Origin of the sequence: Croceicoccus sp. Ery5 (genome assembly GCF_020985325.1) — a bacterium.
Lineage (GTDB): Bacteria > Pseudomonadota > Alphaproteobacteria > Sphingomonadales > Sphingomonadaceae > Croceicoccus.
The window spans coordinates 3435791-3450665 of the sequence record NZ_CP087587.1; the positions used below are offsets into that span (position 1 = coordinate 3435791).

At 65.1% G+C, this 14875-nt stretch carries 12 protein-coding genes; 2 read left to right on the plus strand and 10 right to left on the minus strand.

What is annotated here, in order from left to right:
• Positions 1 to 60: 60 nt before the first annotated feature.
• Together LOZ74_RS16295 and murA are read right to left on the minus strand one after the other, a co-directional pair.
• Positions 61 to 324 carry a hypothetical protein gene (locus LOZ74_RS16295; RefSeq protein WP_230292055.1) on the minus strand — a complete coding sequence of 88 codons (264 nt, stop codon included), beginning with the start codon at positions 322 to 324 and terminating at the stop codon, positions 61 to 63.
• A gap of 88 nt (positions 325 to 412) precedes the next feature.
• Complete coding sequence (murA, locus tag LOZ74_RS16300) at positions 413 to 1696, minus strand: UDP-N-acetylglucosamine 1-carboxyvinyltransferase (protein WP_230292056.1); 1284 nt, start codon at positions 1694 to 1696, stop codon at positions 413 to 415.
• A gap of 142 nt (positions 1697 to 1838) precedes the next feature.
• On the opposite strand from murA, the gene LOZ74_RS16305 reads away from it, so the two are divergent.
• Together LOZ74_RS16305 and LOZ74_RS16310 are read left to right on the plus strand one after the other, a co-directional pair.
• Positions 1839 to 2732: a UTP--glucose-1-phosphate uridylyltransferase gene (locus LOZ74_RS16305; RefSeq protein ID WP_230292057.1), complete on the plus strand. Its 894-nt coding sequence runs from the start codon at positions 1839 to 1841 to the stop codon at positions 2730 to 2732.
• A 142-nt stretch (positions 2733 to 2874) separates the two neighbouring features.
• Positions 2875 to 4173: a PAS domain-containing protein gene (locus LOZ74_RS16310; protein ID WP_230292058.1), complete on the plus strand. Its 1299-nt coding sequence runs from the start codon at positions 2875 to 2877 to the stop codon at positions 4171 to 4173.
• A gap of 103 nt (positions 4174 to 4276) precedes the next feature.
• Here the strand turns inward: LOZ74_RS16310 and LOZ74_RS16315 are convergent, their stop codons facing one another.
• The 8 genes from LOZ74_RS16315 to lnt form a co-directional block, all read right to left on the minus strand.
• Positions 4277 to 5029 (minus strand): M23 family metallopeptidase, encoded by a 753-nt coding sequence (locus tag LOZ74_RS16315; protein ID WP_230292059.1) that lies wholly within the window; start codon positions 5027 to 5029, stop codon positions 4277 to 4279.
• A gap of 215 nt (positions 5030 to 5244) precedes the next feature.
• The gene (locus LOZ74_RS16320; protein ID WP_230292060.1) at positions 5245 to 6036 is read right to left on the minus strand and encodes a ferritin-like domain-containing protein; all 792 of its coding nucleotides are present in this window, start codon (positions 6034 to 6036) and stop codon (positions 5245 to 5247) included.
• Positions 6033 to 6524: a peroxiredoxin gene (locus LOZ74_RS16325; RefSeq protein ID WP_230292061.1), complete on the minus strand. Its 492-nt coding sequence runs from the start codon at positions 6522 to 6524 to the stop codon at positions 6033 to 6035. Before LOZ74_RS16325 ends, LOZ74_RS16320 begins: the two co-directional genes overlap by 4 nt.
• Positions 6525 to 6526: 2 nt before the next feature.
• Positions 6527 to 9256 (minus strand): bifunctional [glutamate--ammonia ligase]-adenylyl-L-tyrosine phosphorylase/[glutamate--ammonia-ligase] adenylyltransferase, encoded by a 2730-nt coding sequence (gene glnE, locus LOZ74_RS16330; RefSeq protein ID WP_230292062.1) that lies wholly within the window; start codon positions 9254 to 9256, stop codon positions 6527 to 6529.
• A gap of 40 nt (positions 9257 to 9296) precedes the next feature.
• Entirely contained in the window at positions 9297 to 11018 is a 1722-nt protein-coding gene (locus LOZ74_RS16335) for a bifunctional UDP-sugar hydrolase/5'-nucleotidase (RefSeq protein ID WP_230292063.1), read from the minus strand.
• A gap of 42 nt (positions 11019 to 11060) precedes the next feature.
• Positions 11061 to 11804: a lysozyme gene (locus tag LOZ74_RS16340; protein WP_230292064.1), complete on the minus strand. Its 744-nt coding sequence runs from the start codon at positions 11802 to 11804 to the stop codon at positions 11061 to 11063.
• Between the two features lie 91 nt (positions 11805 to 11895).
• Positions 11896 to 13155, minus strand: coding sequence for a methionine adenosyltransferase (metK, locus tag LOZ74_RS16345; protein WP_230292065.1), 1260 nt, complete (start codon positions 13153 to 13155; stop codon positions 11896 to 11898).
• Between the two features lie 68 nt (positions 13156 to 13223).
• Complete coding sequence (gene lnt / locus LOZ74_RS16350; RefSeq protein WP_230292066.1) at positions 13224 to 14846, minus strand: apolipoprotein N-acyltransferase; 1623 nt, start codon at positions 14844 to 14846, stop codon at positions 13224 to 13226.
• Between the last annotated feature and the right edge of the window lie 29 nt (positions 14847 to 14875).

Here is a 14875-nt window from a genome sequence, read left to right on the forward strand (position 1 = left end):
CTTCAGCGAGGCTGAATGACCGAAATGGGGTGGGAAGCTAACATGGAACAATCGCATGCGCTAAGGCTTGTTTTCAATATGCTCCCTTTCAGCGAGGATGTTTTTTAGGTCGGCATATGCCAGTCTCCAAGCCGGATCTTCTTTCAATAAGATCATGCCTGCCACGGACGCCACTTCCTGATCTGCCAGGTCGCTATCTTCTCTGACCTCCTCGCACCAGCGCAATCGCTTAAGTCGGGCAAGCAGTGCGCCAGTTGGCAAAGTTTGAAGCTCTTGCCGCCTCATCGGAGCCACCGCTCGCGCCAGACCATGTCCTCGCTTCATGAGGCCGCAATATCCCATAGAATCAAATGTCCGAAACCGGACGTTAGCCGACAGGCCGCTTTTTGCGCCCCTCCCCCTTAAGCCGCCATCAATCCCCGCCAACCCGCTCCACCTGCGCGCCGACCAGTTGCAGCTTCTCCTCCAGCCGCTCGTAACCGCGGTCGAGGTGATAGAGCCGGTGCACCGTCGTCTCGCCCTCGGCAGCGAGGCCCGCAATCACCAGCGACATCGATGCGCGCAGATCGGTCGCCATCACTTCGGCGCCGGTCAGCTTTTTCACGCCATGGACCACCGCCGTGCGGCCATTCGTCTCGATATGCGCGCCCATGCGGTTCAGTTCGGGCACGTGCATGTAGCGGTTTTCGAAAATCGTTTCGTTCAGCACGCTCGCGCCATCGGCAAGGCATAGCAGCGCCATCAGCTGCGCCTGCATGTCCGTGGCGAAACCGGGGAACGGCGCGGTGGAGATATTGATCGCTTTCAGCGGACCGTTGGGCGAAATCTGGATGCCGTCCTTGCGCTCTTCCACCACCACGCCCGCTGCGCGCAGCGCCTGTGTGGTCGAACGCATGTCATGGGCGTCCGCACCTTTCAGAAACACCTCGCCGCCGGTGATCGCGGCGGCGCAGGCATAGCTGCCTGCCTCGATCCGGTCGGCCATCACGCGATAGGTCGCGCCGTGCAGTCTCTCGACGCCATGGATCGTCAGTTCCGATTCGCCGATGCCTTCGATATCCGCGCCCATCGCAACCAGCAGCTTGCACAGATCGACGATCTCAGGCTCGCGCGCGGCGTTTTCCAGCCGCGTGGTGCCCTTGGCCAGAACCGCTGCCATCAGCGCATTTTCGGTCGCGCCGACGGATACGACGGGGAAGGTGAAATCGCCGCCCGGCAATCCGCCATCTGGCGCACGGGCGCGGACATAGCCTGCGGCCAGCTCGATCTCCGCCCCCATGGCTTCCAGCGCCTTGAGGTGCAGGTCGATGGGCCGGTTGCCGATCGCGCAGCCGCCGGGCAGGGACACGGTCGCCTCACCCGCGCGGGCCAGCAGCGGGCCAAGCACAAGGATCGAGGCGCGCATCTTGCGCACAATGTCATAGGGCGCGACCGTGCTGGTCAGGCGGGTCGCCTGCAGCGTCATCACCCGCCCGAAATCCTGCGGGCGCGAACCGGCGATCGCGGTCGATACGCCAAAACCGTTCAGCAAATGCTGGAACTGGTCGATATCCGCCAGTCGCGGCAGGTTGCGCAATGTCACCGGCTCTTCGGTCAGCAATGCGCAGGGCAGCAGGGTGAGAGCGGCGTTTTTCGCGCCCGAAATCGGCAATGTGCCCGAAAGGCGCTTGCCACCTTGAATAACGATCTTGTCCATCGACCCGCTTTAGCCCGAAATAGACCGATCGCAAGCCGTATGGGAGCACCGATCCACCGGACACGGACTTGCAACCTTCGTGCGGCAATGCCTAGAAAACACAAAGAGTTCGCTTTTGCAGCACAAAGGAATGATGGCACCCATGGCCGAAACCGCCCCTCCGTCTGGTCGCAAGCCGATCCGCAAGGCCGTATTTCCCGTCGCAGGACTGGGCACGCGTTTCCTGCCCGCGACCAAGGCGATCCCGAAAGAATTGCTGCCCATCGTCGACCGTCCGCTGATCCAGTACGCCATCGACGAAGCGCGCGAGGCGGGGATCGAGCAAATGATCTTCGTCACCGGACGCGGCAAGACCGCTCTGGTCGAGAATTTCGACATCGCTTACGAACTTGAAGCGACGATGGAAGAGCGCGGCAAGGATCTGTCGGTGCTGAACCCCACGCGTTTCACCCCCGGCAATCTGATCACCGTGCGCCAGCAGGTGCCGATGGGTCTGGGCCACGCAATCTGGTGCGCGCGCGCCATCGTGGGCGACGAACCCTTTGCCATCCTGCTGCCGGACGAGCTGATGTGGGGCAAGCCCGGCTGCATGAAGCAGATGGTCGAGGCCTATAACGAGGTCGGCGGCAATCTGGTGTCGGTGCTGGAAGTGCCGATGTCGCAGGTATCGTCCTATGGCGTGATCGATCCGGGCGAGGAATCGGGCAATCTGACCGAGGTGAAGGGACTGGTCGAAAAACCCCCTGTGGACGAGGCGCCTTCGAACAAGATCGTGTCGGGCCGCTATATCCTGCAGCCCGAGGTGATGCGCACGCTGGAGACGCAGGACAAGGGCGCGGGCGGCGAAATCCAGCTGACCGATGCCATGGCCAAGATGATCGGCAGCCAGCCGTTCCACGCGGTCACTTTCGATGGCAAGCGTTACGATTGCGGGTCCAAGACCGGCTTTGTCGAGGCGACGCTGGCGCTGGCGCTGGAGCGTGACGACATGGGCGCCGAAGTGCGCGCCATCGCCGAACGCCTGCTGGCGAACTGACGGCAGGGCCACCCGCACTGTTTCCTTTCGGGACCTAGGGGCAACCCCCTAGGTCCGGATTCGCATCCCCTTTGCACCGCATGCCGACAGCATGGCGGCGTATCGCATGTCCGCGATGCGCGCGACGAAGGGTTTGCACGCCATGGCTCTGCCGGATCATCGACCAGCCGGAACACCGGCCCCGCATGGGGGCAGTGATGCGCCATTTGCCGGTGTCTGGCCGGTATCGGCAGTCTGGGTGGCCATGGCGGCATGCACGCTGGGCGTGTTCGCGCAGCCCTCCGCCGCGCTCGTGCTGGCACTCTTCCCGCTGGCGGGTCTTGCCGCCGTCACCACCGGCACACGCGCGACGGCGGCCAGCCTGGGCATCGTCGCCAGCATCGCGCTGGGCATGACCGCTCTGGCGCGTGGCCCGCTGGGCGATATCGCCGAAGCGGGGCTGCTTTGCGCAACGCTGGCCGTCACGACCTTGCCGCTGGCGGTTCTGGCGGGCATCAGCCGCCGCGACCGCGCCGCGCTGGCCGCCCGCCATACAGAGGCAGAGCGCATGCTCGACACGATCGACGAGGTGATCTTCCGCATCGACGACAGCGGGCGCTGGGCATCGCTGAACGCCGCGTGGGAGCGGATTACGGGCATCAGCCGCGCCGACGCGCTCGGTCGTCCCGTCGACGAATTCCTCGCCGCACTGGGCAATAGCGCCGAGCGAGACAAGTTCACCCGGCTTATCAGCGGCGAACGCGGGCTCGTCACCTCGCTGCACACGATCCGCCGTCCCGATGGGGACACCCGCCATATCGAAGTCCGCATGCGCGGCGCATTCGATGGCGAGGGTCGTCCGGTGGGGCTGGTCGGCCATATCAGCGATGTGACGCAGACGACCCGCTATCGCCATGCACTGGAGGATGCCGAACGGCGCTTTACCACGCTGGCGAATGCGTCGCCGGTGGGCATCTGGCGCACCAATGCGCGCGGCGACACCCTGTTCGTGAACCGCGCGTTCAAGGCGATGACCGGCCTTGCCGACGGACAATGGGAAGGGTCGCACTGGATCACCGCGATCCATCCGGACGACTTCGACCGCGTGGTCACAAGCTGGAAGGATATCGTCGCGCAAAAGGCCGCGTTCGAGGGGGAGTGGCGCTGGCGCAGGCCCGACGGGTCGATCGTATGGGTCGCCACCACCGGCGCGCCGCAAATCGACGCCGACGGGCGCGTCACCGGCTATGTCGGCATGAATATCGACATTACCCGCCAGCGCGGCGCGGAATGCGAACTGGCGGAAAAGGAAAGCCAGATGCGCGACGTGTTCGACCGGATCGGCTTCGGCGGCGAAGCCAATGCCGAAGAGACCGACTGGGACCTGCTGGCCCGCCAGCTTCGCCTGATGGCAGGGCCGCAACGCCTTCGCCCGTCCAGCCGCAAGATGCGCGCGGCCTGACGGGCGATGCCCTGCGAACCGACACGCAAATGGGCGACCCGACACGCAAAAGGGCCCGGCAGAACGGATCTGCCGGGCCCTTTTGAAACCTGCGCTGAAAGACTTACTCGGGCCCGCCGGCACCGTTTTCGGATGCCGAAGCGAACGCTTCCATGAATGTGTCGGCATGCAGATAGGGAGTCGGATCAACTGCCTCACCCGCGATGCGCACTTCGTAATGAAGGTGCGGGCCGGTCGAACGGCCGGTGCTGCCGACAAAGCCGATCAGATCGCCCTTTTTCACGTCCTGCCCGGGGCGGACATTCAGCTTCGACAGATGGCCGTACCGCGTTTCCAGATCGCCGCCATGTTCGATCTTGATGAAATTGCCATAGCCGCCGAACCATTGCGCCATATCGACGGTGCCGTCGGCCGTGGCATAGATCGGCGTGCCCGAAGGCGCGGCCATGTCGATACCCTTGTGATTGGCGCGGCGGCCCGTCACCGGATGGATGCGCGAGCCATAAGAGCTGCTGAAACGCGCGGTGCTGAGCGGCATGCGCGAGGGGATGTTCACCGACTGGCGACCGGCGACCGGTGCGGGCACCTGCTGAGCGACTTCCACCGATTTCCAGCGGGCGAACAGGTTGCGGTAACGCGGATCTGCCTTTTCGGCGCTGGTGTCGGCCGGCTTCGCATCGGCGGCAACGACATTGGAGGCAACTTCGGTCGTGGCAGTGGCAGCGATCGTCGCGGTGTTGGTTCCGGGCTGGGCCAGCGCGGTGACCGGAGTCATCGCTGCCGAGAGCGCAGCCATGGTGCCCAGCGCGATGAAACGCGCGGTACCGGGAAGAAAGAAACGATTACTACCAAGCATACTGCCGAACCTCTGTTTCTCGGCATCGCGCCCCATATTCCGTCCGGGCAGACGATGCCGGGTGATCCCTCCGGCACAGCTTCGGTCCTTGCGCGATCCGGTCCCCGTCGGGGCACGCATCCGGAACGCGTTCAGCCAAGCTGCTTTCAAAAATGTCGAGATCGTCGGAACCCCCCGCCGTCTCATGAGTTACTGGCTAGGGTGAAAAAGGTTAATCAGACAATACCTGCCCGAAACTCCCGCGATAAACCGGCTGACTCGCGCGCCGAGTCGTTGAACGGTGGCTTAAGACTGCCCCGAAAATAGGTTTTGACGAGAAATTGCCATTTTTCGACAGGGGTTTCGCCGCTGTCACGGCACAGCTGGCCGAAATGCTTGGTCCCGAACGCGACATGGCGAATCTCGTCGTCAAGGATTCGCTGCAGGATTCGCGCGCCATTCTCGTCCCCCTGCGCACGCACGCGTTCCAGCGTCACCGGCGTGATGTCGAGGCCGCGCGCTTCCAGCACCATCGGCACGATGGCCAGCCGCGCCGCGATGTCATGCGCTGTGTTGCGCGCCGATTCCCATAATCCGCCATGCGCGGGCAATGCGCCGTAATGGCTGCCCAATGCCGCCAGCTTGCGGTCGAGCAAGGCGAAATGCATCGCCTCGTCCGCGGCGACGGACAGGAAATCGGAGACGAAGCGGCTGCCCATCTGCCCGCCGAAGCGGCCCACCATATCCAGCGCCAGATCGATGGCGACGAATTCGATATGCGCCAGCGAATGCCACAGCGCGATGCGCGCGCGGTCCGATCCGCCGCGTCCGCGCTTGGGCATTTTATTGGGCGGCAACAGTTCGGGACGGGCGGGCCGCGCGGGTTCGTCCGGCATGGTCACGTCGAAGCGGGGCGAAAGCCGCCCCAGCCGCCAGTCGCGCGCCACCGCGCGCGCCGCCATCGCCTTGGCGCGGGGGTCGGCAATCAACAGCGCATCGCGCACCGCCTGCCCGACGCTGCGCATCATGCGATGCCTTTCGCAGCCTCCAGCACCGTTTCGGCGTGGTTCTTCACCTTCACCTTGCGCCAGACCTGCGCGATGGTGCCGTCCGGCTTCACAAGGAAAGTCGTCCGCTCCATCCCCATATAGGTGCGGCCATACATGTTCTTCTCGACCCAGATGCCCAGCGCCTCAGCCAAACCGTCCTGCCCGCTATCGGCTGCCGTATCGCTGGCGAGCGGCACGGTCAGTTCCTGCTTCTCGATAAATTTAAGATGGCTTTTGGGCGGGTCCTTGCTCACGCCCAGCAGAGCGATGCCCGCCTTGTCGAACGCGGGCTTCAGCGCGGTGAAATCCTTCGCCTCGGTCGTGCAGCCGGGCGTGTTGTCCTTGGGATAGAAGAACACAACGGCGGGCTTTCCGGCGAAATCGGCAATCGACACGCTTTTGCCATCGGGCGTTTCCAGTGCGATCGCGGGAAAGGCATCGCCGGCATCGGGGCGGGTGGCAGTCATCTTCAAAGCTCCAGTGTTTCGCCAAAGATCTGTGCCCATGCCCCTGCCACCGCATGGCGCGCCTTGTCGAGGGCGGCGAGCAGCAGGTCCCAATCGCCCTCCGCTCCGTCAAGCGCGTTGGCGACCAGCACATCGCGCGCGGCATCGGGCAATTCCTTTGCATCGGGCGCGACCAGCCGCAGCGATACCAGCAGCCGCGTCAGCAGATCATGCGCATCGACCAGCGTGCCCGGCACCAGCCCTGCCTGTGCCAAGGCGTGCACAGCCGCGCGCAGATCGGGTGTCAGAAAGGCGCCATCGGGTCCGCCACCTTCGCGCAATTGCAGATAATGCGTCAGGAACTCCAGATCGACCAGGCCGCCGCGCAGCAGTTTGACATCCAGCGGACCCGCAGGCGGCTTGTGCCGCGCCATTTCGCCCCGCATTTCCAGCACGGCGCCGCGCAAGGCGTCCCCGTCGCGCGGATCGGCGACCAGATCGCGCACAAATGCGTCCAGAACGGCGGCGGCCTGCGGCGGACCGTGCAACACGCGCGCGCGCATCAGCGCCATATGCTCCCACGTCCACGCCTGTTCGCGTTGATAGCGGGCAAAGCTGTCGATGCTGACGGCCAGCAATCCCTGCGATCCCGACGGGCGCAGCCGCGTATCCACCTCGTAAAGCGCGCCCTCGGCCGTGGGGACCGACAGCGCCGCGCTGACACGCTGGGCCAGCCGGTTGAAATATTGCGTCGCGCCCAGCGGGCGTCGCCCGTCCGATTCCGCCGCGTGATCGCCGGTGAACAGATAGACGAGGTCAAGGTCGCTGGCATGGGTCAGCACGCCGCCCCCCAGCCGCCCGAAACCCAGCACGACCAGCTGGCTGCCCTCTATCCGTCCGTGATCATTTGCAAATTCGTCCGCCGCGCCCCTGGCCAGCACACTGATGGCCGCCTCTGCCGTGCGCGACAGGCCCGCTGCGATGGCCAGCGGGTCATGCGCATGGTCCAGAAGCTGCACGCCCATGGCAAAGCGCCGCTCGCTCACTTCACGGCGCACGCGGTCCAGCAAAGTCTCGTAATCCGGCGCATCGGCGGCATATTCGCGCTCCAGCTCCTCCACCGATGGCGGCAGGGCGAATGCCGTGCGGTCGATCAGGGTGTCGAGCAGATCGCCCCGCCGCGCCAGCGCATCGGCCAGAGCGGGCGACAATGCCAGAACCCGCGCCAGAGTATCGAGCAGGCCGGGCCGCGCCGCCAGCAGCTTAAACAGGTTGAACGCCGAGGGCAGCCGCGCCAGCATCTGTTCCCAGCGCGTGATGGCGCGTTCGGGCATGGGCGCGCCTGCCAGAGCGGTCAGCAGCGCGGGCTCGATCTCGGCAAAAGCGGCCAGCGCATTGTCGGATCGCAGGCATTTGACGCGCCCGTCCTTCCACCCCGCGATCCGTTCGGCAAGGTCAGCGGGATTTTCGAACCCCAGCTCGGCCAGATTGGCGGGAGCGGATGCGGCCGGTTCCGCCTTGCCGCCATGCGCCTCGAGCAGCCGGTCGAACCGTTCGCCCACGCGGGCGGTAACATGGTCCAGCTCTGCCACCAGCGCCGCGCCGTCGGCCAGCCCGTCCAGCCGCGCGACATTGTCGAGTTCCCCGGCGGTGGCGGGCAACGAATGGGTCTGGCGGTCGCGCACCATTTGCAGCCGGTGTTCGATCACGCGCAGCCGGTCGTAACTTTCGCCCAGTTCCTGCGCATCCGCAGCGCCGATGATGCCCGCCGCCGCCAGCGCGTCCAGCGCCTGCCGCGTGCCGCGCACCCGCAATTCGGGAATGCGCCCGCCATGGATCAGCTGATGCGTCTGGGCATAGAATTCGACCTCGCGGATGCCGCCGCGACCGCGTTTCAGATCATAGCCGGGGCCGGGGCGCGGCGTGCCGTCGTAACTTTCGCGGATACGGCGGACGAGGCGCGAAATTTCGTCGATGGCACCGAAATCCAGCGATTTGCGCCAGACGAACGGCTTGATCGCATTCAAAAACCTTTCCCCTGCCGCGACATCGCCCGATGCGCTGCGCGCACGGATGAACGCCGCCCGTTCCCACGCAAGGGCAGAGCTTTCGTAATGCGTCATCGCGGCATCATAGCTGATGGCCAGCGGGCTGACTTCCGATGCGGGCCGCAGCCGCAGGTCGACGCGCAGCACATAGCCTTCCGCCGTAGCCGCCCCCATCGTCTGGACCAGCCGCCGCGCAGCCATTTGCGCGGCTTCGCCAGGTTCGTCGCGTTCGCGGCGGGGGATCGTCTGCGGATCGTACAGCAGGATCGGATCGATGTCGGAGGAGTAGTTCAGTTCCCCCGCACCCTGTTTGCCAAGCGCCAGCGCAACCATGCCCACGGGCGCATCGCCCCACACGTCATGGTCGGGCACGCGATGGCCCACCGCCTCGCGGATCGCGGTGTCGAGCGAGCGGTCGGCAAAGGCGCTTAATTCCGCCATTACGCGCGGCAGCGGGAATGCGCCTGCCAGATCGCCCACGCCCAGCACCAGCGCCAGACCGCGCCTCTGCCGCCGCAGCCGCACGCCCACATCCGCGTCGTCGCGCGCCAGCGCCGCCGCCAGCGCGGCCTCCCCCTCCCCCCTTGCCAGCAGCGCCGCGAGGTCGGTTTCGCGGTCGAGCAGGTCCGACAGGAACGGAGCATGGGCACGCGCACGGTGCAGTGCATCGTCCCAGCGGGCGGATGTTGGGTCCTCTACCATCATGCCGGTGTGGCGCGGCGCGGCGCGGCAGGCAAGCCGCGGCTTAACCGCCGATCAGCGTAATCCGGTCCGTCGCGGGCAAGGCGCGCCCGCCTTCGCCGTCGATCCATGTTTCGAACGAATCCAGATCGACCGGCCCGATGGTCTTGTCTTCCGGCTCGGCAAACACCGTGAACCGGTCGCCGCCGCCCGCGAGAAAGCTGTTCACCGTGACGCGGTAACGGGCATCGGGGTCAATCGGCGTGCCGTCCAGGCGCATGTCCGAAACGCGCTGGCCCACCGGTTTGGTGCGGTCCAGCCGATAGGTAAAGCCGTCGGACACGGACAGCACTTCGGGCGCGTCGGGCACGGTGAATTGCTGTTCCAGCGCGGCGGCAATCTGCGCACCGGTCAGGTCCATCGTCATCAGCACATTGCCAAATGGCTGCACGGCATAGATTTGCGCGAATGTCACCGTGCCATCCGCCGTTTCGGGCACCAGATCGGTGCGCACCCCGCCCTCGTTCATAAAGGCGATCTGCGCGCCATTGGCGCGGGTGGCGGCCAACTGGGCGTCGGCGATCATATTGCCCAGCGCGTTTTCCCATCCATCCTCGCGCGCGGGGCCCGAAATGCGCCCGACCGGGCGTTCCGCCGCCGCACGCGAAGCCTGTTCATATTGCGCGACATAGGCTGCGATTTCGGGATCGGGCGCGAAACGGCGGAAATTCGGGTCTTCGGACTGCACGATGACCATTTCGGCGGCCTTGACCCGCACGTCATGCTTTGCGGGATCGATGGTCACCACCAGATCGGCAACCATGCCCGATCCATATCCGGTGCTGGTCACCAGAAAATCGCGGGTCGGATCGAACTGGCTGTATTCGCAGATGTAATAGCGGTGCGTATGGCCCGAAATCACAAGGTCCACCCGCGGATCAAGCCGTTTCAGAATATCGTTCAGCGGCCCGATGGCACCGCCGCAATCGTCGCCCGAATCGTAATAGCCATCCGCCTCGAACCCCTGATGGATGGCGACGATGATCGCGTCCGCCCCTTCGTCCAGCAGCTTTGGCACCAGCGCATTGATCGCGTCGGCCTCGTCCCCAAAATTCAGCCCTTCGATCCCCGTGGGCGATACCAGCGCGGGCACGCCCTGCAGCGGCAGGCCGATCACGGCGACCGCGACCTCGCGCTCTCCGCTGCCGAAATGCCTGATGCCATAGGCTGGCAATAGCAGCGATCCATCGGGCCGGGTCACATTGGCGGCCAGAAACGGGAATTCGGCCCCCTCGAACGGATTTTCGACCTGACAGGGTTCGCGCAGACCGAATTGCTCGCACCCGCCGTTCTGCATGCGCAGCAATTCCTGCCACCCGCGATCAAGCTCGTGATTGCCGACCGCGTTGAAGTCCAGACCGATGCGGTTCATCACCCCGATCGAGGGTTCGTCCAGAAACAGCGAGGAGACCAGCGGGCTGGCGCTGATCAGATCGCCGGCGGAAATGACCAGCGAATCGCTGTTCTGCGCGCGCAATTGCCGCACCGCCGTCGCCAATACCGCCGCGCCGCCGACGGGCGCATCGATCGCCCTGCCGTCGGGTGTCAGCGGTCCGGCATCGCTTTTGCGCTTTTGCGGCAGCAGATTGCCGTGAAAATCATTGATTCCGATGATCCGCACGGTCAGCGGCGCAAGATCGGACGAAGGGGCGGCGGGACCGGCAGGAACGCTGGCACAGGCGGTAAGGACCAGCGCGGCCAGCGAAGCGATAAGGGGGCGAATCATGCCCCCTTGTGTAACGGCACCGCAGCGCAGTGCCAGACGCGATCAGCCAAATCCGAAAATTCGGCGCAGCCAGCCGGTTTGCGGTTCGGCGGTGCAGACCGGCGCGGCGGAAGCAGGCGGTGTGACGGACGCCGATGCCGACACTGGTTCGGGCACTGGAGCAGGCACGGGCAGGGGGACGGGCGCCATGACCGGCTGCTCTTCTGCCGCGAAAACGCCCGCCAGCACATCAGCCACCGGCACTTGCCGGCCATTGACGGGGCTATAGGACGGCTTGGCGACACTATAGACCATCGCCCTGCCCTGCTCGCTCCATATACCGTCGAAGAACAGCGCCTGCTCCTTGCGGCGGCGGCCCAGCAGCGAAGCGGGTTTCGCCCAGTTCAGCATGGCGGGACGTGCAGCCGTGCGGTCGCCCGCCATGGCCAGCCGCATCCATTCGGCCCGCGCGATTCCGCCGGTGTTCCAGTGGAACGAAAGCGCCGCGGCCAGCTCATGCTCTGCGGGCTGGTGCGTGCCGAATGCGGCCAGCACATCGGGCAGATACTGGCGGCGCAGCGCCCAGACGAAGACGGCCATGCAGTGCGACAGGCTTTGCGGATTATCCTTGTACCGCTCCACCTTGTGACCGGACGCATCGGTCAGGCCGACACTCCACGTCCACACGCCTACCGAATCGCGATAGGCTTCGCAGACGATCCCTTCATGCGCGATCAGTTCGGCAATGATGCGCGGGGTCAGGTCGGGGGCAGCGGGGTTATAGGGCTTGGCGGGATAGCTGGGCATGGGAAGGGCGGCTCCTTGTTGGAAGCCGCCCTGCTGCATGGCGAAACGCCCGTAGGAAAATAAAAGCTGCGTTTCCGCCGCGCCGGAAAGGTCAGGCAGTGACGGGGGCCGCCATCGCGGCCTTCAGCTCTTCGACCAGATCGGTCTGTTCCCACGGGAACATGCCGTCAGCCGCCTTGCGCCCGAAATGGCCATAGGCGGCAGAGGTGCGATAGATCGGCCGGTTCAGTTGCAGACGGGTGCGAATACCGCGCGGGGTCAATCCGCCCAGCGATTCGATATTGCGGATCGCATCTTCCAGCGCCGCATCGGTAACGCCCTCCGCCGCCGTGCCATGGGTATCGACATAGATCGACAACGGGTGCGCCACACCGATGGCATAGGACAGCTGGATCGTGCAGCGCGTGGCCAGACCGGCGGCGACGATGTTCTTCGCCAGATAGCGCGCGATATAGGCCGCCGAACGGTCCACCTTGGTCGGGTCCTTGCCCGAAAACGCACCGCCGCCATGCGGGGCCGCGCCGCCATAGGTGTCGACGATGATCTTGCGGCCGGTCAGGCCCGCGTCGCCGTCGGGTCCGCCAATCTCGAACGCGCCGGTGGGATTGATGTGATAGACCGTCTCGTCCGACAGCAGATTGTGCGGCAGGATATCGGCCACCACCTGCTTTACATAGGCTTTCAGCTCCGCCTCTTTCTCACCGGTGTGATAGCCGGGCTTGTGCTGGGTGGAAACGACGATTGCGGTGCAGGCGGCAGGCTTGCCGTCCTCGAACCGCAGTGTCACCTGGCTCTTGGCGTCAGGTTCAAGGAAAGGGGCCGCGCCCGATTTGCGGTCGTCGGCAAGACGCTGCAGGATCTTATGGCTGTAATCCAGCGTGGCGGGCATCAGATCGGGCGTCTCGTCACAGGCAAAGCCGAACATGATGCCCTGATCGCCCGCCCCCTCGTCCTTGTTGGTCGATTCGTCGGCGTCCACCCCCTGCGCGATTTCGGCGGACTGGCCGTGCAGGTGGTTTTCGAACGTCAGCGTTTCCCAGTGGAAGCCGGTCTGTTCATAGCCGATTTCCTTGACCGTGCGGCGCACCGCGCTTTCGATTTCATCGCGCGCGCCGGGGGCCCAGTAATTGTTGAACTTCCACTCCTCGCGCGAAAGATCGTACATCGGCTTGCAGCGGATTTCGCCCGACAGCACGACCAGCTGGGTCGTCGTCATCGTTTCGCAGGCGACGCGCGCCTCGGGGTCCTTGGCCAGCATCAGATCGACGATGGCGTCCGAAATCTGGTCCGAAACCTTGTCGGGATGGCCTTCGGATACGCTTTCCGAAGTGAAGAGGAAGTTCTGACGCATGGATTTTCCCGGTATCTGAAAGGCCGTAAACGACCCGATGCACGTATAAAGAGTTCTTTATATCTGCATTAAACCCCGCGCCGCCGCAAGGCAACAAGCGCGATCCCGAATAGTAGCACGCCCCATCCCAGAGAGAGGGCAAGTCCCCACCGGGCAAAGGGCGTGGGTGCCAGCGCGGGGGGCACCTTGCCCTCTACCGCCGCGGCGGTATGGCGCGGGACATGGGCGCGAACCACGCCGCCCGCATCGATCACCGCGCTGATTCCGGTGGTGGTGGACCGCAGGACGGGAATCCCTTCCTCGATCGCACGCAGCCGCGCCTGCGCCAGATGTTGCGGTGGCCCCCATGCACCGAACCACCCATCGTTGGACGGGTTCATAATGTAATCGGGACGGTGGTCGGGATCGACCACCTCTCCCGAAAACACGATTTCATAACAGATCTGGATGCCCGCCTTGCCCCAACGGCCCAGATCGAGCGTGCGGGGCCCCGGACCGGCACGGAAATCCAACGTGCCGGGCACCAACCGCGTCAACCCGACCGGCTCCAGCAAGGGGCGCAGCGGCAGATATTCGCCGAACGGCACCAGATGCGCCTTGGCATAGCCGCCAGCGATCTCTCCGTCCGGTCCGATTGCGGTCACGACATTTTCCGCACCCGTCGCCCGGTTACCGCCGGGCGGGATCACCAGATCGATCGTGCCCGTCAGCAGCAAGGCCCCCGGCCCCAGCAGGGTCGAGATGCGCGCACGGGCAATGGTGGGATCGGCGGCAAAGGTCGCCTGCCGGTAATAGCGTTCGGGATAGCCTTCGCGCAGATAGTCGGGCACGCCCGATTCGGGCCAGATCACCAGCCGCGTGCGATCATCGTCGGGCTCGACGCCTGAAAGCTGGATGGTTTTGACGAAATGGCGTTCGTACCATTGCGGCTCGTTCAATACTTCCTGCCGGATGTCGGGCTGCACCAGCCGGAACGGCAAAGTGCCCGCGCGCTGGCCAACGACGGGCCAGGGGCCCAGCATCATCGCGATTGGCAATAGGGCCAAAACACCTGCGACCAGCGGCTGGCGATAATGCCGAACCGCCAGCCACCAGCACCCCGCCAGCAGCACGACCAGCCCCGACAGCGCATAGGTGCCAAGAAATTGCGCGGTTACCGCCAGTCCCGGCCGGTCGAACCCGCCCAGCGCGATTGCGGCCAGCGGGTTCCATGCGAAACCGGTGAATATTGTGGCGCGCAGGAATTCACCGCCGATCCACAGCGCCGCAAAGGCGAACAGGAAAGCGGCGGGGGAAAGCCGGTCGCGGCCATGCACAGCCGTTGCCCATGCCGTCAGCACGATCAGGCCGGTAAAAATGGCCAGAAAGCCCGACAGCAGCACCACGCCGACCCAGCCGAGCCAGACGGGCATCGCCGCCTGATAGGTAAAGGCCGTCGCAATCCAGTTAAGGCCAAGCGTGAAATGGCCAAGACCGAACAGCCATCCGGTGCGGAACGCCTTGGCCGCATTCGGCGCGGTGAAGCCCAGCGCCATCAATCCGGCAAGCGCCGCCAGCGCCAGTGGCCACCAGCCCAGCGGCACGAAGCCCGTTGCCGCGAAAAGCCCGCATGCCAGGGCTGCGGCTGGCCGGAACCAGCGCGCATCGGCAAGCGGTTTGATGCGCGCAGGCAGGGACACGGCTTTCGCCATCTGCATCGCCGTGCCCGCCCGCGTCAGTG